Annotated in this window: 13 protein-coding genes and 1 tRNA gene; 12 read left to right on the top strand and 2 right to left on the bottom strand. The window is 44.3% G+C overall.

Features of this window, described 5'->3' with window-relative positions:
• Window positions 1-269: 269 nt before the first annotated feature.
• A complete protein-coding gene (locus QT987_RS10040; RefSeq protein ID WP_333239420.1) occupies window positions 270-3,521 on the bottom strand; it encodes an ATP-binding protein in 3,252 nt (1,083 codons plus the stop codon).
• Window positions 3,522-3,917: 396 nt separating this feature from the next.
• On the opposite strand from QT987_RS10040, the gene QT987_RS10035 reads away from it, so the two are divergent.
• From QT987_RS10035 to QT987_RS10005, 7 genes are all read left to right on the top strand, one after another.
• The gene (locus tag QT987_RS10035; RefSeq protein ID WP_333239418.1) at window positions 3,918-4,853 is read left to right on the top strand and encodes a circadian clock protein KaiA; all 936 of its coding nucleotides are present in this window, start codon (window positions 3,918-3,920) and stop codon (window positions 4,851-4,853) included.
• Between the two features lie 188 nt (window positions 4,854-5,041).
• Window positions 5,042-5,356, top strand: coding sequence for a circadian clock protein KaiB (gene kaiB, locus QT987_RS10030; protein WP_006632119.1), 315 nt, complete (start codon window positions 5,042-5,044; stop codon window positions 5,354-5,356).
• Window positions 5,357-5,699: 343 nt separating this feature from the next.
• Window positions 5,700-7,262: a circadian clock protein KaiC gene (kaiC, locus tag QT987_RS10025; protein ID WP_333239415.1), complete on the top strand. Its 1,563-nt coding sequence runs from the start codon at window positions 5,700-5,702 to the stop codon at window positions 7,260-7,262.
• A gap of 187 nt (window positions 7,263-7,449) precedes the next feature.
• Complete coding sequence (locus tag QT987_RS10020) at window positions 7,450-7,734, top strand: hypothetical protein (protein WP_333239413.1); 285 nt, start codon at window positions 7,450-7,452, stop codon at window positions 7,732-7,734.
• Between the two features lie 109 nt (window positions 7,735-7,843).
• Window positions 7,844-8,134: an EAL domain-containing protein gene (locus QT987_RS10015; RefSeq protein ID WP_333239477.1), complete on the top strand. Its 291-nt coding sequence runs from the start codon at window positions 7,844-7,846 to the stop codon at window positions 8,132-8,134.
• Between the two features lie 182 nt (window positions 8,135-8,316).
• Window positions 8,317-9,132, top strand: a complete 816-nt coding sequence (locus tag QT987_RS10010; protein WP_333239411.1) for an alpha/beta hydrolase — start codon at window positions 8,317-8,319, stop codon at window positions 9,130-9,132.
• Between the two features lie 5 nt (window positions 9,133-9,137).
• On the top strand, window positions 9,138-10,754 hold the full coding sequence (locus tag QT987_RS10005; protein ID WP_333239409.1) for a diguanylate cyclase domain-containing protein: 1,617 nt from the start codon (window positions 9,138-9,140) through the stop codon (window positions 10,752-10,754).
• 72 nt (window positions 10,755-10,826) lie between these two features.
• Here QT987_RS10005 and QT987_RS10000 read toward each other — a convergent pair.
• Window positions 10,827-10,899: transfer RNA gene (locus QT987_RS10000), tRNA-Arg, on the bottom strand.
• Window positions 10,900-10,985: 86 nt separating this feature from the next.
• Between QT987_RS10000 and QT987_RS09995 the strand changes: the two genes are divergently transcribed.
• The 5 genes from QT987_RS09995 (at window position 10,986) to QT987_RS09975 (ending at window position 18,687) form a co-directional block, all read left to right on the top strand.
• Entirely contained in the window at window positions 10,986-11,183 is a 198-nt protein-coding gene (locus QT987_RS09995) for a hypothetical protein (protein WP_333056790.1), read from the top strand.
• Window positions 11,184-11,266: 83 nt separating this feature from the next.
• Complete coding sequence (locus QT987_RS09990; RefSeq protein WP_333239407.1) at window positions 11,267-14,134, top strand: ATP-binding protein; 2,868 nt, start codon at window positions 11,267-11,269, stop codon at window positions 14,132-14,134.
• Window positions 14,127-15,563, top strand: a complete 1,437-nt coding sequence (locus QT987_RS09985; protein ID WP_333239405.1) for a response regulator — start codon at window positions 14,127-14,129, stop codon at window positions 15,561-15,563. The genes QT987_RS09990 and QT987_RS09985 overlap by 8 nt, the downstream gene beginning before the upstream one ends.
• A gap of 125 nt (window positions 15,564-15,688) precedes the next feature.
• On the top strand, window positions 15,689-16,084 hold the full coding sequence (locus QT987_RS09980; RefSeq protein ID WP_333239403.1) for a response regulator: 396 nt from the start codon (window positions 15,689-15,691) through the stop codon (window positions 16,082-16,084).
• Window positions 16,081-18,687 (top strand): PAS domain S-box protein, encoded by a 2,607-nt coding sequence (locus QT987_RS09975; protein ID WP_333239401.1) that lies wholly within the window; start codon window positions 16,081-16,083, stop codon window positions 18,685-18,687. The genes QT987_RS09980 and QT987_RS09975 overlap by 4 nt, the downstream gene beginning before the upstream one ends.
• Window positions 18,688-18,722: the final 35 nt, after the last annotated feature.

Raw genomic sequence — 18,722 nt, 5'->3', positions numbered from 1 at the left:
GGTTTTCATTTAAATACTTCTCAAATTATGTTTACATTCTGGATTGTCGTTTTTATTCACTGTTTTAGACACGACTGATTACCTCACTGCAAATAGGCACAATTATGAGTGATTAGCAACTTAAATGAGTCCATAAATAACGCTTCGCGGTTTATATTTTAAAACTTAAAAAATCCTTTTTTTTGTCCTAAATACTCTTTTGTTTTTACTGGTTATAAAGGAGTAAATTATTCAATCTAAACCTGGTAAATCCTTCATTTTCAAAAATTTTAGTGAGTTAATAAAGTCTGTTGAATTTTGTCTAACAATTGTGCTGCCGACAAGGAAGAAGGCAAAATTTTGGCAGATACTTCTTGCAGTAGAAAGTCGATCGCCTCGGATTCCGAATTTACAGCCGATCGATAATCCCAGACTAAAATTGGCAGTTTTACTGCCATTTGCCGCAGGTTCGAGAGCGCCTGCAGCATAGCGGGGGATTCTGAGGGGGCATCTCGCAAACACAGCAAAACTAAGTCAACGCTTTGATATTGCAACTGCTGCAAAACTTCTGTCCAACAGGGAGCGATCGACCCTCGAAATCCTGCGGTGTGGATGTACTGAATCAAAGCTTGAAAGTTGGGAGTAGAAAACTGGGAATTGGGGAGGGGAATCTCGGCCGCGGTCGATCGATCGCAATGCTCCAATTCTCCCGTCGGGTTCCCCCCAGAAGAGGAGTGCAAATCGGGTAAAGTCGAAATGTCAGCAAATAAAATGCTGGGCTTCCAACTCATGCCCGCAGCAACTTGAATCACTTGCCACAAAGCACTTGGCATTAACCCGGTTGGTGAAGTTTCACTGTCGTCGGGACTGCTAGTGGCTAAACAGGGAAATACGGACAATCCTTTGACTTGATTTGCCAGTTGTGTAGTTCGGGAGTCTAAAGTCACCAAGGGGAGAGAACCCAAATTTCGAGACCGACTTAACTGTTCGATAAAAGCTAAGGGGTTTTGCAGTTGACTTGTACCGTCTAAGACGATCGCATCGGGCCGCCAAATTCTGGCCACGAGTTCTGCTTGGCCGAGGTCGTCTGCTTCTAAAACCCGGCAGTAGTTGGGGTTGAGCAGTAAAGCGGAACCTTGAGACGAACTGTTTTGCGGGCTGAGCCACAACACGGTTAAAGAACTCTTCACTTTGCCTGTACAGGCATTACTGTGGCCGATCAAGTCTGTCAGCAGCCGCCGCAAAGCGGGTTCTTCCACCGGCAAGCTTAAAAAGCCTTCAGCCCTGTTGACACTGGCCCGTTCTTTTTCGCCTCTGGTGGCCGTGACGATCGCCGGAATCGATCGGGTATCCGGGTCACTCTTGAGCAGCGTCAGCACGTCCCAACCCGACAGCAGTGGCAGCAGCGGGTTGAGGAAAATCGCTTCGGGACTGAACCTGCGAGCTTTTTCCAGCGCTTCGGTGCCGGAACGGGCGACTATTACTTGGTAGCCCAAACCTGAGATGACGTTGGTTAAATCTTCGATATATTTGGGAACGGCTTCGACTATTAATACTAAACGAGAGCGAGAATTGGCGATCGGAGTCGGATATGGGGGTTTTAATAATTCTTCCTCCTCGGTGGCTTCCTGTGCCGGGATTTCTTGGCTGCTGTTTCCCGGAGGATTTGGTGGCAGCAACAGGGTAAATTGAGAGCCTTGGTTTTCTGAGGAAATAAACGAAACGTCCCCGCCGTGGAGCCGAGCTAGGCGTTGAGTCAGTACCAGTCCCAGTCCGGTTCCTTGAAAGCGCCTGGTGAGGGGGCTTTCTAGCTGTTGGAATTTCTGAAAGATCAGGTGCTGTTTGTCGGCGGGGATCCCGATGCCAGTGTCCCAAACTGTGAATGCGATCCAGCCTTCCCAAACATTTACTTTCAATCCGATTTTGCCACCGATTTCTGTGAATTTTAGGGCGTTGGAAAGGAGGTTAACTAGCATTTGCCGCAGCCGCAGTTCGTCGGCAATTAAGTGGCTCAGTCCCGGTTCTATTTCGAGTGTAAATTCTATTTGGGCGGATGGTTCTGCGTTGGCTGTACCGTCCGTTTTGCTGGGGGCGGGAGGGTTTTTTTCTTCTTGCTGTTGCAGTTGTTTTGCTTGTTCAAAGGCTCTTTGGCAGGTTGATGCTATTTCCACTGCTTCGGGAATTAGTTCTAGCTGCCCGGTTTCCATCCGGGTCAAGTCTAAAATGTCGTTAACTATTGTCATCAAATGCCGCCCGCTTTTATGGATTAGTTTGGCGTAGCGTGTTTGGCGATCGTTGAGTTCTCCGATCAATTTATCTTTGAGGAGGCTGGACAAACCGAGGACGGCGGTGAGCGGGGTTTTTAGTTCGTGGCTGATGCAGGATAAAAATTCGTCTTTTAGTCGGTTGAGGTGGATTAAATCTGCGTTTTTCGCTGCTAGTTCTTTGGCGACTAAATGTTCTTCGGTGACATCTTGTCCCATTACTAAAATTAGCTTGTCTGAGAGCGGCTGTTTGACAAATTGCCAGATCCGTTCTTGACCTTTTTGTACGGGGCACTCGCAAATGTAGGTGTCTGGTTTGCCGGCCATGGGACACCAAGCTGGAGCGGTTAATGTTGAGGGGGAGGCGGCAGCGTACAGGGGCAGCGGGCAACTGGTGGCTGCGGTTGAATCACGCGCGGCGAAGCTATCCCGCAGGGAATCGCCCGATCTACTTGCTCCTACTAGGCTCCTGCAGTCAGTGGTGATGCCCTCTAACTGCACGCTCTTGTATTCGCTTGTTAAATGGCTTGGTTTGCGGGGCGAGTGTTTACCCAAATTTGCTGCTGGTTCTGGAACTGGTTCTGGGCCTGCTCCCAGCAACATCCGCCACGCTGCGTTTTGGCTGACTATTTGTGCGGTAGGGGTTTGCAATCTCAGGGGCAGGGGCAGTTTTTCCAACAGTTCAACTAGGGAGTTCAGGTTTTCCGAAGGTTTCAATCCTGCTTCTAAAAAGCGCACTTGAGCGTTTAGGGCTGTGGCGATGGCTTCGGAAACCGGTTTTAATTCGATTTCTTTGACGGCTTTTGCCTGCTCTGTGAGGCTGCAGAGCGAGCTGCTGTTGAGTGCGGCGAATTGCAGCAGGCTCAGGCTGTCTAGCATTCCTAAGAATTGACCACTGGCATCTGTGAGGGCGATCGGGCTGTTTGAGGAAATGCCGGCGGTTTGGCGGTTTGACCGGGCTGGGGTGTTTTGTTCTTCTGTTTGCAGGTACTCCCAGAATTCCCTGACGCTCATAGTGGCGGGTAATGCTCTGACTGGCTCGATCGCGATCGAGCTTTCTGACAAAGGTTGCTGCCCGTCGTTTGTGCGATCGGCTCCCCAAGTCCAAAGGCTGCGGAGGTACACTAATCCCAGCGGCTGTAACTGTTCGTTGACTACTGCGACTCGATCGCAGTTGCAGGAGCTGAAAATTGACTGCAGCGATTCTAGCGCACCCGTTTGGAGGCACAGCGGCACTGGCTCGATAAAATTTTTGAGACTGGGGGTGGTGACTGGCATAACAAACCTGAGAGTCTGCTCGCGAGAGCAGTAATATTTTTGATGCTCAATGTAGCTGCGAATTTCTGTATCTTATTTGTTTTATATCAGTTCGCTATCAGGCTCGGTATCTGCACCGAGACCGGGGAGTTCGATGCCTACGCCTGATTTGAGGCGACTAGCAATTATTTTAAGGCTTAAGCTTAATTGCAGAAATCACGCTCAGGGTGCTTGACACAAAAACCACGGAGTACACTTTGATTCTTCCTCTGGTAGAAGCGCATCACTTATTTTGCGGTTAAGATTGGTTAAAATAAATGTTGAGATGATTGTTAAAATGTTAAGTTTTTTGTAAAGGAGATATCAACTCTGAGCGATCCAGCACTTTCAGGCAACTTAGGTGGTGCACCTACAGCTTTGCTTCCTCAACTTTCTATCGGTATTTTTGTCCGCTCTGAGGAAATTGCAGCCTCTGCGATCGAGCTTTTGAGAGGCGAACGCTATACTTTAACGCACATTAAGTCGGCAGTGGAGCTTTTGGGGTTCCTTAAACACAATTATCACCTTGATTGTTTGGTTTTGGAGGTGGATGGGGATCTGCGATCGCTTCTGGGGAAGCTGCAAGAACGATCGCTCTTTTTGCCTGCTGTGATTTTTTCGCCTCACGCGCAGGTAGATGGCAAGCCCGAAGCACCATATTCAGAGGGTTTTGAGGCCGCAGCCAGTACCGCCAACCAGAGTCAAGACGAAAGCTGTGCTTTTTTTTATCACCCTGCTGAGGTGCAACTGGCAATCGCTCGATCGAGCTCCATAGCTGCCGGTATCGATCGGGCGATCGCACAATTTCTGAAACTTTCAACTCCGGTTCCTGTCAATTACCAATCCGTAAAGATCGATGCGACAGCCCAATTGACTGCTCAAAGTTTGCTCAGCCGACAGCAGCGGCGGCTGGCGGAAAAATTACGGGAGCGATTAGGATACTTAGGTGTGTATTATAAAAGAAATTCCCAGATTTTTTTGAGAAATCTGTCGGCAACCGAGAAGCAAAAGTTTTTGGAGCAACTCAAGTCAAGTTATCGCGACATCGTTTTGAATTATTTTTCTCAAGATGCTGCGGTCAACAATCAAATAGATGAATTTGTGAATTTGGCTTTTTTTGCTGACGTTCCCGTGACTCAAGTTGTAGAAATTCACATGGAATTGATGGACGAGTTTGCTAAACAGCTAAAATTAGAAGGGCGTAGCGAGGAAATATTGCTTGATTACCGTTTGACCCTGATTGACGCGATCGCTCATATGTGCGAGATGTATCGGCGATCGATTCCGAAAGAGACCTCTCAAGGTAGAATGTAGAAGGGATTCGGCATAATTTAAGAAATAAAAGGTAGAAGGGAGAATCTAACAAAAAAGAAAGGAGCCGACCAACAGCCGCGCGAGCGCGAGGCGGAAATTATTATAAAATAACAAAGAACAGCGGATTTAAGACAAATAACAACTACAACTAACATCTGACAACTAATACTCAACATTTAAAAAAGTTCATGAGTCCTCTGAAGAAAACCTACGTTCTGAAGCTGTACGTTGCGGGGAATACTCCCAACTCTGTGCGAGCTTTGAAAACCCTAAAGGACATCCTAGAACAAGAATTTCAAGGCGTCTACGCGCTGAAAGTCATAGATGTTCTCAAAAACCCTCAGCTAGCAGAAGAGGACAAAATATTGGCAACCCCAACGCTGGCCAAAATCCTGCCGCCGCCGGTGCGAAAAATTATTGGCGATTTGTCCGATCGTGAGAAAGTTCTGATAGGATTAGATTTGCTCTATGAAGAACTTCGCGAAGAAGACCTGAATTCATAAGATAATCAGGTAAGAGTCAGTCGATTTTAGATTTGAGACTTCGGTTGGGCGTGAAACGTTCGGCGAGCGCGATCTTCGAAGCGTCGAGTCGCGCGTCGAACGATTTTAGATTTGAGATTTACTCCACAGATGAATCTGGGATGTGGAACAAAAGTCTAAAATTTTTATCTTTCCACGACAGGAGTACGTGGCACGGTATCGGTTTTTGGGCGGGGTCATTAGTCAGCAGTCAGCAGTCATTAGTTATTGAGCAAGAGCCAAAACTAAAAGCTGGGTACAAAGACTCATGATCGGCGGTTAATGAGTGACAACTAAAGAATACTGAGAGTTGACAAAAATCGACATGAATGAAATTAGTCAAACGGTTAAACGGGAAGGATTGGTAACGGCAGGAGTTGAAAAAATTCGCACGATGATTGAGGGTTTTGATGACATCAGTCATGGCGGAATGCCCATCGGCAGAACCACCCTAGTCAGCGGCACATCAGGAACGGGAAAAACTTTATTTGCCGTACAATTTCTCTATAATGGAATTACCCATTTTGACGAACCTGGAGTTTTCGTAACTTTTGAAGAATCTCCGACAGATATTATTAAAAATGCTTGCAGTTTCGGTTGGGATCTGGCACAATTAATCGAGGAAGGTAAGCTATTTATTTTGGACGCTTCCCCCGATCCAGAAGGTCAAGATATCGTAGGAAATTTTGATTTATCAGCCTTAATCGAGCGAATTCAGTACGCCATTCGCAAGTACAAAGCCAAGCGGGTTTCTATAGATTCTGTTACCGCCGTATTTCAGCAGTACGATGCTGCATCGGTGGTGCGCCGAGAAATTTTTCGCTTAGTTGCGCGCCTCAAACAAGTAGGAGCAACTACAGTTATGACGACGGAACGGGTGGAAGAATACGGCCCGGTGGCTCGGTTTGGAGTGGAAGAGTTTGTGTCGGATAATGTGGTGATTGTTCGCAACGTATTGGAAGGAGAACGCCGCCGCCGCACCATCGAAATTTTGAAGTTGCGGGGTACAACTCACATGAAGGGCGAATATCCTTTTACTATGACTAATGACGGAATTAATATTTTCCCATTAGGGGCGATGCGATTAACTCAAAAGTCTTCCAACGTGCGGGTTTCTTCGGGCGATAAAACTCTCGACGAGATGTGCGGTGGCGGCTTCTTCAAAGACTCGATTATTTTGGCTACGGGTGCAACGGGAACCGGCAAAACGCTGTTGGTGAGCAAGTTCTTGCAGAATGCTTGTATGAACGGCAATCGGGCGCTGCTGTTTGCCTATGAAGAGTCGCGGGCTCAGTTGTTCCGCAATGCTTATTCTTGGGGCATTGATTTTGAGGAAATGGAACAGAAAGGACTGCTGAAGCTGCTGTGTACTTACCCGGAATCTGCTGGTTTGGAAGACCACTTGCAGACTATTAAATCAGAAATTGCGGAGTTCAAACCTTCTCGAATTGCTATAGACTCGCTGTCGGCCTTAGCTAGGGGTGTCAGCAATAATGCTTTCAGGCAATTTGTGATCGGAGTGACAGGTTTTGCGAAGCAGGAAGAAATAACAGGCTTTTTTACGAATACAAGCGACCAGTTTATGGGTTCTAATTCGATTACGGACTCCCATATTTCTACGATTACTGACACGATTATTATGCTGCAGTATGTAGAGATTCGAGGAGAAATGTCGCGGGCAATTAATGTGTTTAAGATGCGCGGTTCCTGGCACGATAAAGGAATTCGGGAATACACAATTACTGAGAGAGGCCCACAAATTAAAGATTCGTTCCGTGGTTACGAACGGATTATCAGCGGTTCTCCGACTCGGATTACGATTAATGAAAAGAGTGAGCTATCGCGGATTCTCCAGGGTGTTCAAGGTCAAGACGATGAGGATATTTGAGAGTTCGCAGTGATTGGCCGTTAAAAGTAGGTTGGGTTGAGCTAGGAAACCCAACTTTTTTAATCTGAGGAGTTTGTGAACATTTATAGCAACCGCGACAATGTTTGGGAGGTTCTTAATTGCTGAAATAGGAGCTTTTATTGCCTATCGAACCCAATACCTATAGTTTTTACACAGCAACAATACCTTGGGTCAAATCCAATACCCTGGCGATCGCAAATCTCTTGAATTGTGCTTGGAAAGCCAATACTTGCTGTATGATCAACCTCAGCTCGATTTGCAAACAGGTAGCCTTGCTGGTATTAAAGTTATAGTAGGAGGCCATTCTCCTGAACAAGGTTGGATTCATCGGCATCGATGTATTCCCATCGCCGACAAAACTGGATTGATTTGGCCCGAAGAGCAAATGGATTTTAGAGCAAGCTTGTGGGCAATATCAGCAGTAGTTAGGATGAGGACTAATTCTTCCTAATATAGCAGTGAATCTGTCGGCACGTCAACTCAGCCAAGCGACTTTAATAGCTAAGAGCGATCGCATTGTTGAGCGCACCGAGATGAAGCCAAAATATCGATAGCTAGAGATTACGGGAACGGCAATGATGCTTAATGTTGACATTCCCTACAATCTTTTGAGCCAATGTTCAGAGCATGGTATGGGGATTTATGTCGATGATTTTGGGACTCGCTATGCTGCTTTTAACAACCTGAAAAATTTTCCGGTGAAGTCGCTCAAAATTGCTCGCTCATTTGTCCGCCATTTAGCCAGCGCTCCGAGCGATCGCGGAATTGCCAAAGCCATAGTTGCCATCCCAGATGGCTTAAATCTGAGCATAATTGCCGAAGGAATGGAAACCCCAGCGAAATGGGAATAGTTACAAGCGATCGCCTAGGAAATCGGGCCGCGTTATATGTTGAGGAAGCCGACCATTGCTGAGTTTGCTATTCATTTAATCCGACATCCTCAATAGTTGTCTACCGCTATGTGGGCTCAGCAATCCTCCCTCATGAAAGCGCGCAAAAGTCTTATAATCAATTTAATGCTCGTGTCGCTCAAATGACTGAAACAATTCTTCGCAGGAATAATATTAAAGTGTTTGGACAAGGCACCCAGACCATGATGTTTGCTCATGGATTTGGGTGCGATCAAAATATGTGGCGTTTCGTAACACCGGCCTTCGAGAAGGACTACAAAATCCTCATATTTGATTATGTAGGTTCGGGACAGTCTGATATTAGTGCCTACACTCCTGAACGGTACAGCGACATCAAGGGCTATGTTCAGGATGTCGTCGATATCTGTGAAGAATTGGCGTTGACTGATGTGATTTTTGTAGGCCATTCTGTCAGCAGTATGATCGGCCTTCTGTCCTCAATTCAAGCTCCTAATTACTTTAATCGCCTGATTTTCGTAGGGCCTTCACCTTGCTACATCAATGATTTACCAAATTATTACGGAGGGTTTGAGCGCAAAGATATTGAGGATCTCCTCGATATCATGGAGAAAAATTACATTGGTTGGGCAAGCTTTCTGGCGCCAATGGTGATGCAGAATGAGGATCGTCCTGAGTTAACTGAGGAACTTGAGACAAGTTTTTGCTCTACCGATCCGGTGATTGCAAGTCGCTTTGCCGAGGTAACTTTTTACTCTGACAATCGCAGTGATTTACCCAAGGCATCAGTACCTACACTGATATTGCAATGCGCTGATGACGTGATTGCTCCCACCCAGGTAGGGGATTACCTCCACCGCCACCTACCTAAAAGTACGCTACGGGTGATGAAAGCTACGGGACATTGCCCGCACCTGAGTCATCCACAAGAGACGATCGAGATGATTAAGGAGTATTTGAGTGTACCTCATACTACCTGATTTGTATGGCAAACATGACCTACCAGATAGACGAGCTACTCAACACGTCACCCTGTGGATTCCTCTCGTTTGCTGACGATGGTACGATCGTAATGGTCAACGCCACATTACTGCAATTACTCGGATACGAAACCGATGAACTGCGGGGAGAGAAGATGGAATTCATTCTGCCAATGGCCAGCCGAATTTTCTATCAAACCCATTTCTTCCCCCTGTTGAAGCTCCACGGTAAAGTAGAGGAAATTTACTTCTCATTAAGGTCAAAGCAGGGTAGTGATATACCGATGCTGATCAACGCTGTGCGTCGGGAGAAAGGAGGAAGCATCGTCAACGATTGCATCTTGATATGTATCCGCCAGCGTATCCTATACGAAGGTGAAATTATTAAAGCAAAAAAAGCAGCAGAGGCAGCTATTCTCGCCCAAAAGCAAGCAGAAATCGCTCTGCGGAAACAGTACGACAAGGCGATATTACTTCAAGAAATTACTCAACACATCCGTCAATCTCTTGATTTGTCTACAATTTTTGAGATTGCTTCGCAGGATATTCGCTTGTTTCTTGATGCCGAGCGCGTCGGCATATTTAAGTTCGATCCTGATAGTAAATTTGGATATGGTGAGTTTGTTTCAGAATCCGTAGGCGAAGGATGTAAATTGGTAAGCAAAAATCAATTTAACGACCATTGTTGTGGTGAACAATATCCTGAGTCATATCAAGAATGGAGAACGCAGATAGTAGAAAATATCAATAATATTGACCTTCAACACTGTTACCGCGCTCTTTGGAAACAATTTCCGGTTCGGGCTAATTTAGTGGCGCCGTTGCTCAATGGACAAGATTTGTGGGGGTTGTTATGTATTCATCAATGTTCTGCGCCTCGGCAATGGGAAGAATTTGAAGTTGACCTTGTTAAACAGATTGCTAATCAGTTAGCGATCGCCATTAAACAAGCGGATATTTTTCAGAAATTGCAGAAGGAATTGGCAGAAAGGCAGCAGGCTCAAGCGCGGATGAGAGAAATTAATCAACAACTGGCACTCTCTAACGAAGAACTAGCGCGCGCTACTCATCTCTTAGAACAAGTGGTAAATATTGATGGGTTGACTCAAATTGCTAATCGTCGCTGTTTTAATGACCGCTTAGAGCATGAATGGCAGCGGCTATACCGGGAAAAAAAACCTATTTCTCTTTTGTTGTTTGATGTGGATTATTTCAAACGTTATAATGATTCCTACGGTCATCAAATGGGGGATAGTTGTCTGTTCAAACTTGCTCAGACGGTGCAAGAGGTGGTGTACCGTCCGGCGGATTTAGTGGCGCGTTACGGCGGAGAAGAATTTGCCATCATTTTGCCTAATACAGATATTGAAGGAGCGAGTTCGGTAGCCCAACGGATTCACGCTGCTATTCAAGCTTTACATATTCCTCACAAAACCTCTGATGTGAGCGATGTAGTTACTATTAGTATGGGTATCGCCAACTTAATTCCGATTTCGGAACTATCATCGGCTGACTTGATTGCGCTTGCCGATCGTGGACTCTACCGTGCCAAGCAACAGGGGCGCAATCAGTCCCGGATCTGCGACTACAGCGGTGATTCGATTTTTGACACTGACGCTTAAATCACAATAATTGAGACCGAGGATAAAAATTTGTCCCCGGTCTATCAAAATCAGTCATTCTATAAATCTACATGAGCACGGAGGGATTTGAACCCCCGACCCTCAGGACCGGAACCTGATGCTCTATCCACTGAGCTACGTGCCCTCGACTTTCTGAAGTATAACACGTCTTGCGGAAAATGGCGAGTGCCGATCGCAAATTTCCTGGCCGGCCTCCAAACCGCTTGACCCATGCGGGTTAAACTCGCCCGCGCGATCGGGTATCAGGCCATTCTCGCAGCCAGAGACGGCAACTTTTACCTAAATGGTAACAATAATACGACAATGGGTAAAATAATAGACTTTAATCGACCAAACATTAGGTTCACAAGCGATCGGGGTCGAGCATCTACCACAGCTAAAATAGCCCGCATCAATTCCCCTAGCTAATCGGCAGTAAATAAATGGTGCTGCAGTTAAGACAGGTTGTGCAAATACGGTTCTAGACTAAGTTCACCAAACCCCTCAATCTTATGGTTTCTAAAATTTTAGACAAATTATCGCTGCGAACTGTTCTCATAGTTCCATTTGTATTGCAAATCGTGGGAGCCGTGGGACTCGTAGGATATCTGTCTTTTAGAAACGGACAAAAAGCAGTTAATAACCTTGCCAGTCAGTTAATGAGCGAGGTGAGTTTGCGGGTCGAGCAAAACCTGCAAGTTTACCTAACAACTCCCCATCAAATCAATCAAACCAAGCTGGATGCTGTCAAACTCGGGTTGTTAAATATGGACAACTTATCAGCTTGGGAGAAATATCTTTGGCGCCAAGTACAATTATATCCATATATCAATTTTACCTCCATTGGCAACAAGAATGGAGACTATCGAACCGGAGAGAAACTGTCAAATGGCTCTCTAATGATTAATTTATCAGGCAAATCTACTGGTTTTGATTTTTATTCTTACCATACTAATGATACAGGCGATCGCACTACCCTAGCAACAGTTGTCAAAAACTTTGACATCCGCGAACATCCTTCGTACAAAAATGCGGCTCATCTCGAACAACCAACTTGGAGTTCCGTTTATATTTCGTTTCTAGAACCAACCTTAATACTCAGTGCGCTCCAACCTGTATACGAGAACAATCAGCTACAAGGAGTATTAATTAGCGCCTTGCGTCTCGACCATATTGGGAGTTTTTTAAACAGTCTCAAAATTGGCAAATCCGGGCAAGCATTTATTATGGAAAAGAATGGTACTTTACTGGCAACTTCAACTGCCGAACAACCATTTCGCATCAAAAATAATAATAAGAAAGAACTGTTCAAAGCAGAAGAGAGTGTTGACCACTCGACTCAAGCTACAGCTAAATATGTAGCAGTTCGTTTTCAGGGATTAAAGGAAATAAAAACTTCCTATCTCTTTAATTTTGAAATAGAGGGCAAGCGACAATTTGTAAAAGTTCTACCGTTCCAAGATGGCAAAGGTTTAGACTGGCTGATTGTGGTAGTTGTTCCCGAATCAGATTTTACCAAAGAAATAGATGCTAATACCCAGACTACTATTTGGCTATGTTTAGCAGCTTTAGGAGTAGCTTTAGTTATCGGCATTCTGACTTCTCGCTGGGTGACAAATCCTATTTGGCGCTTAAATACAGCAGCCCAAAATATTGCTAAAGGTGAATGGGATAAAACAGTAGAAAGCGAACGCTCCGACGAATTGGGGGAATTAGCCAAGTCATTTAACAGCATGGCTCAACAATTGCAACAATCTTTTGAAACTTTAGAACAGCGAGTGCAAGAGCGGACGGCAGAATTGGCTATAGCTAAAGACAAAGCGGAAGTAGCGAATCAAGCTAAAAGTACCTTTCTTGCTAATATGAGTCACGAATTGCGATCGCCTCTCAATGCAATTCTCGGTTTTTCCCAACTGATGACTCGCAGCCAAACTCTATCCCCAGAGCATCAAGAAAATATTAGCATAATTAGCAGCAGCGGAGAACACCTCCTTACCCTGATTAATAACGTGCTGGATTTATCTAAAATTGAATCGGGGCGCACCACCCTCAATACCCAAAAATTCGACCTCTATCGCCTGCTAAACGACGTGGAAGATATGTTTCAACTCAAAGCAGATGACAAGCACTTGCAGTTGATTTTTGACTGCAGTCCCGATGTGCCACAATATATAAAAACTGACGAGTTAAAGTTGCGGCAAATCTTAATTAATCTGCTCAATAATTCTCTTAAGTTTACCGAGGCAGGCTGTGTAGCGGTAAGAGTTGGCAAGCAGTCATTAGGCCGAAATCAGCAGGCACAAGGGGGAATTTTTTCTGATTTTGCAGTATCAAAACCTACAGATTTTTTCGCCATAAATGGTCTTAAAATATCTCAAATCAGTCAGTCGAACAACCAAATCATTGCAACCCCAAATGACGATGCAGCTTCTACCTCTTCCTTCTTCCTTCATTTTGAAGTCGAGGATACTGGTCCCGGTATTGCTACCAATGAATTAGACGATATTTTTGAACCTTTCGTGCAAACCAAGACAGGCAAAGATTCGCAAGAAGGTACTGGCTTGGGATTGCCCATCAGTCGCAAATTTGTGGAATTAATGGGCGGTGAAATGAGCGTCAGTTCTGCTGTTGGTAAAGGAACGAATTTTCAGTTCGATATTCAAGTTATTGCTGTCGATGCGGCTGATATTGAACGCCCAAAGCCGATCAGGAATGTTATAGGCCTGGTTCCCAACCAACACACCTATCGAATTTTGATAGTAGACGATAAACCGCTCAATCGCCAATTGTTAATTAAAATCCTCTCTCCTCTGGGTTTTGAACTAAAAGAAGCGAATAACGGTCAAGAAGCTATTGAGATTTGGGATAGTTGGGAACCGCATCTCATTTGGATGGACATGAGAATGCCTGTGATGGACGGCTACGAAGCTACGCAATACATTAAAGGTACTATTAAAGGTCAAGCTACTGCGATTATTGCGCTGACAGCCAGCGTTTTGGAGGAAGAACGGGCAGTTATTTTATCGGCGGGTTGCGATGCTTTTATGAGGAAGCCTTTCCGGGAACCCGATATTTTTGATGCTATGCACAAACATATCGGAGTGCGCTATATTTATGAAGATCCGGCTCAAAGTGATTTATCGGCAATCAAAGAGGGCGATCGCGCTATGAGTGCGACTGATTTCGTAAAATTGCCTGATTCACTGGTAGCTGATTTAAAGCTAGCAATACAGAATGCAGATATGGATTTAATTGATACTTTGATAGAGCAAATTCGCTTAAAGGATGCAGTAACGGCAGGTGCGATCGCAAATTGTATAGAAAATTTTGAGTACGACAAACTTTTAAAATTAATATCTCAAGCAAGATCACATGAATAACGACCTTCCTAGCACCGATCGCGGTAATATTTTAGTAGTTGACGATACCCCAGCTAATTTGCGGCTGCTAGCCGGAATTTTGAACAGCAAGGGCTATAAAGTTCGCCCGGTACCTAGCGGTGAGTTAGCACTTTCGGCAGCCAAAGGTATGCCTCCAGATTTGATTTTGCTGGATATTATGATGCCCGAAATGAATGGGTATGAAGTTTGCGAAAAGATCAAAGCTGATGAACGAACTTGCGAAATCCCGGTAATTTTTATTAGCGCGATTAATGACGTACTTGATAAGGTCAAAGCCTTTGCAGTGGGCGGGGTAGATTATATTACTAAGCCTTTTCAGGTGGAAGAGGTTCTAGTGAGGGTAGAAACCCATTTAGCAATGTGCCAGTTGCGAAAAAAACTCCAACAGAAAAACAATGAACTTACAGTTACTTTAGACCAACTGCAAGCTACTCAGAATCAATTGGTGCAATCGGAAAAAATGGCTGCATTAGGGCAACTGATTGCGGGAATTGCTCACGAAATCAATACGCCGTTAGGGGCTATTCGGTCGTCTATTGGAAATATTACCAGCTTTTTGGATAACAATCTCGAAAGCTTGCCAGTTTTTTTTAAAGAACTGTCTGCTGAACGCCAGCAAGATTTCTTGCGTTTGATGTACAGTTCTAGTCAACAAAATTACTCTTTATCTACTCGAGAAAAACGGGTATTGAAAAAAGGAGTGAAGCAGCAATTAGAGTCGGAAGGCCTTGACAATGCTGACAGCCTTGCTAGCATTTTAGTCAATATAGGATTGCAAGGAAATCTGCAAGAATTCTTGTCGTTGCTCAAAGATCCTGACAGCGAAAATATTATAAAAACAGCCTACGACTTTGCTAGCATTCACAGAAGCGCCCGAACCATCGCTACCGCTACTGAACGCGCTGCAAAAGTCGTATTTGCCCTGAAAAATTATGCGCGTTACGATGTAAATGGGGAAAAAATACAAGTGAATATTACGGATGGAATTGAAACTGTATTAACTCTTTATCAAAACCAAATCAAGCAGGGTGTGGAAGTGATCAGAAACTATCAAGATAAATTGCCTGTGGTACTGTGTTATCCAGATGAACTCAATCAAGTTTGGACAAATTTAATTCACAATTCCTTACAAGCGATGGACAATCAAGGGACTTTAACAATTGACGCGCTACAACAAGATACCAGCCTCTTGGTAAAAATTATTGACAGCGGTAAGGGGATTCAACCAGAGATTATTCCGAAAATTTTTGAGCCTTTTTTTACCACAAAACCTGCGGGAGAAGGCAGCGGATTGGGACTGGATATTGTCAAAAAAATAATTGAAAAACATCAAGGTAAAATTGATGTGGAGTCGAGGCCCGGTAAAACAGTATTTACCGTGTCTTTGCCGATTAATTTAACTGAGTAGCTAAAGCGCCGGAGAGTGAAGGCGGGGGCGAAAATTTGCAGTCTACCCGCGCAGAATGTAGAATTTGGAAAACGGTGTACTGCCCATGGGGGTTCACCCTACCCCACTAAAGAAGGAAACTAGCGATGTCTAAATCAGCAATTTTGTGTGTGGACGATGAAGTAGGAGTGTTGGAAAGTCTGGAAATTGAACTGCAACAGGCATTTAACGGTAAATATCTTTGCGAATTTGCTGAAAGTGCTGCCGAGGCCCTGGAAATTATTGAAGAGCTCTGTGAAGCTGAGGTTAATATTTTAGTAATTGTCTCTGATTGGTTGATGCCCGGAATGAAAGGAGATGAGTTGCTGATTAAAATCCATCAAAAATATCCGCAAATTGTGACAGTGATGCTGACAGGACAAGCCGACAAAGAAGCAATCGAACGCACAAAAAATCAAGCTAATCTTCATGCTTTCATAGAAAAACCTTGGCAGAATCAAGAATTAATTGAAGCGATTAAGTCTGGTCTAGCAACTTTATGAAAAAACCAGTCATTATTTGTGTGGATGATGAGCAGACTATACTCGATAGTCTGGAAATAGACCTCCTAAAAGCCTTTGAAGATAAATATTTAATTGAAACGGCCCAAAGTGGCGAAGAAGCTTTAGAGTTGCTGTCAGAACTTTTAGCAGAACAGTATGAAGTTCCTTTGGTTATTTCGGATCATATCATGCCTAGCATGAAAGGAGACGAACTATTAAGGAGCGTTCATGCTATATCGCCGAACTGTCTCAAAATCATGCTGACGGGGCAGGCAGATTTGGATGCGGTAGCAAATGCTATTAACTATGCTAAATTGTACCGATATATACCTAAACCTTGGCAATGTGATGACTTAAAATTAACGGTCACTGAGGCAATATATAGATATTTTCAAGATAAACAATTAGCTGAAAAACAAAGAGAACTGCAGGAAATGAATCAGGAGTTGGTAAAATTAAACCGCAAGCAGGCTATGCTGATTGCTAAACTCCATGAAAACGAAAGTCGCTTGACGCAATATTTAGAAGCTATGCCATTGGGCGTGTGTGTACTTGATGCAAACGGGCAATCTTTCTACGCTAACCAGAAAGCGCGGGATGTATTTGGCAAAGGCACTGTGCCACATATTAATTCAGAGCAAAAAGCAGCTATTTATCAATTCTATAAAACCGGGACTAATCAGAGATGCCCTGTGGAAGAATTGCCAATTATGCGGGCGCTTAGGGGCGAAAATGTGCGGACTGAGGGTGTAGAAATTCGTACAGCTAATAAGATTATTCCTGTAGAGAGTTGGGCAACTCCAATTTATGATTCTACAGGAGACATTTCCTATGCGATTATTGCTTTTAGTGACATAAGTGAACGCAAGGAAGCTGAAGCGGCGCTAATTCAAGCTGAAGAGAAGTATCGCGGGATATTTGAAAATGCTCTAGAAGGTATTTTTCAGACGACGACGGACGGACATTTTATCAGTGCGAATCCTGCTCTTGCGGAAATTTACGGCTACGATTCTGCGTCAGAATTGATAGAAAGTATTAATGATATTCAGCAGCAATTGTACGTGGAACCGAACCGCCGTCAAGAGTTTTTGGGGCTGATGAAACAGCACGGTACTCTGTGTGAGTTTGAGTCTCAGGTTTACTGTCGAGATGGCAGCATTATCTGGATTTCTGAGTATGCGCGCACAGTTTATGATGCTAACGGTGAAGTGCTTTACTATCAGGGTTTTGCTAAGGATATTAGTTTGCAAAGACAGGTAGAAGTGGAACGAATTAGGTTTACTAATGATTTAGAAAAAGCTTTGGCAGCCGAAGAAAAGTTAAATGAGGCACTGTCAGAAAACGAAAGCCGATTGACTCAATTCCTGGAAGCGATGCCAGTAGGAATATTTGTTGTGGATGGTAAGGGTAAACCTTTTTACATGAATTCTTGGGGCGAAAGGATACTCGCCCAAGGTTTAATTTTTGATGGGGGTACTGAGCAATTTCCTGAAGCTTATCATTTTTACGACGCTGGAACTAATCAATTGTATCCGAGGGATAGCCAACCCATTGTTCGGGCGTTGCGGGGAGAATTTGTGCGTATGGACGATCTAGAAGTTCATGGATCGGATCGGATTGTGCCGATCGAGGTTTGGGCGACTCCAATCTACGACGAACGGAAAAACATAGTTTACGCGATCGCGGCTTTTCAAGACATCACGGAACGTCTAGAGGTAGAAACCGAGCGCCGCCAATTCACAGACGAGTTGCAAAAAGCTTTAGCAGCAGAAGAAAAATTAACAGATGCTTACGGGCGGTTTGTGCCGCACCAATTTCTCCACTTTCTGGGATATGAAAGTATTCTGGAAGTCAAATTAGGCGATCAGGTACAGAAAGAAATGTCGGTGCTGTTTTCAGATATCCGCGATTTCACTTCTCTTTCGGAAAAAATGAATCCCGAAGAAAATTTTAAATTTATTAATGGTTATTTGTCCCGGATGGAACCGGCAATTACTGACAATTTTGGTTTTATTGACAAATACATTGGCGATGCGATTATGGCGCTGTTTGATGGCAGTGCGGACGATGCTGTGAAAGCTGGAATTGCAATGCTAGAAGAGCTTAACGAGTATAATATTAGTCGCAATCGACCCGATCGCCCGCCGCTGCAAATTGGCATTGGCATCAATACAGGTTCTTTGATGTTAGGCACGGTGGGCGGCCAAAGCCGGATGGACAGCACGGTAATTAGCGATGCGGTAAACTTAGCCTCCCGCGTGGAAACTTTAACGAAAGAGTATGAGGTTTCGATGTTAATTACTCACAATACTTTTATACAGTTAAACGAGTTTTATGATTTGAGGTTGATCGATCGCGTAGCAGTTAAAGGCAAATCGCGAATGGTAACACTTTATGAAGTATTTGCGGCAGATCCGCCAGAGTTACGACAGAAAAAGTTAGAGACAAAGACCATCTTTGAGCAAGCTTTGGTACTCTACAATAGTGACAAGTGTGGCGAAGCTATAAGATTGTTTTCGGCCTGCTTGGAAATCAACCCTAATGATAAGGTAGCTCAAATTTATATGCAGCGGTGTCTGAAAGGAGCGATCGCTCCTGCATAATACCATTTTAGAGTTGAGATTTAACAATTGGGAAT

The organism is Microcoleus sp. SVA1B4, from assembly GCF_036700545.1.
Classification (GTDB): Bacteria; Cyanobacteriota; Cyanobacteriia; order Cyanobacteriales; family Microcoleaceae; genus Microcoleus.
This window is presented reverse-complemented; position numbering and strand designations above follow the sequence as displayed.

What these genes read in the sequence shown, in the direction of transcription:
- QT987_RS10040 (WP_333239420.1), bottom strand. Translation starts at nt 3,521, where the DNA reads ATGCCAGTCACCACCCCCAGTCTCAAAAATTTTATCGAGCCAGTGCCG.
- kaiB (WP_006632119.1), top strand. Translation starts at nt 5,042, where the DNA reads ATGAGTCCTCTGAAGAAAACCTACGTTCTGAAGCTGTACGTTGCGGGG.
- kaiC (WP_333239415.1), top strand. Translation starts at nt 5,700, where the DNA reads ATGAATGAAATTAGTCAAACGGTTAAACGGGAAGGATTGGTAACGGCA.
- QT987_RS10010 (WP_333239411.1), top strand. Translation starts at nt 8,317, where the DNA reads ATGACTGAAACAATTCTTCGCAGGAATAATATTAAAGTGTTTGGACAA.
- QT987_RS10005 (WP_333239409.1), top strand. Translation starts at nt 9,138, where the DNA reads ATGGCAAACATGACCTACCAGATAGACGAGCTACTCAACACGTCACCC.
- QT987_RS09995 (WP_333056790.1), top strand. Translation starts at nt 10,986, where the DNA reads ATGCGGGTTAAACTCGCCCGCGCGATCGGGTATCAGGCCATTCTCGCA.
- QT987_RS09990 (WP_333239407.1), top strand. Translation starts at nt 11,267, where the DNA reads ATGGTTTCTAAAATTTTAGACAAATTATCGCTGCGAACTGTTCTCATA.
- QT987_RS09985 (WP_333239405.1), top strand. Translation starts at nt 14,127, where the DNA reads ATGAATAACGACCTTCCTAGCACCGATCGCGGTAATATTTTAGTAGTT.
- QT987_RS09980 (WP_333239403.1), top strand. Translation starts at nt 15,689, where the DNA reads ATGTCTAAATCAGCAATTTTGTGTGTGGACGATGAAGTAGGAGTGTTG.
- QT987_RS09975 (WP_333239401.1), top strand. Translation starts at nt 16,081, where the DNA reads ATGAAAAAACCAGTCATTATTTGTGTGGATGATGAGCAGACTATACTC.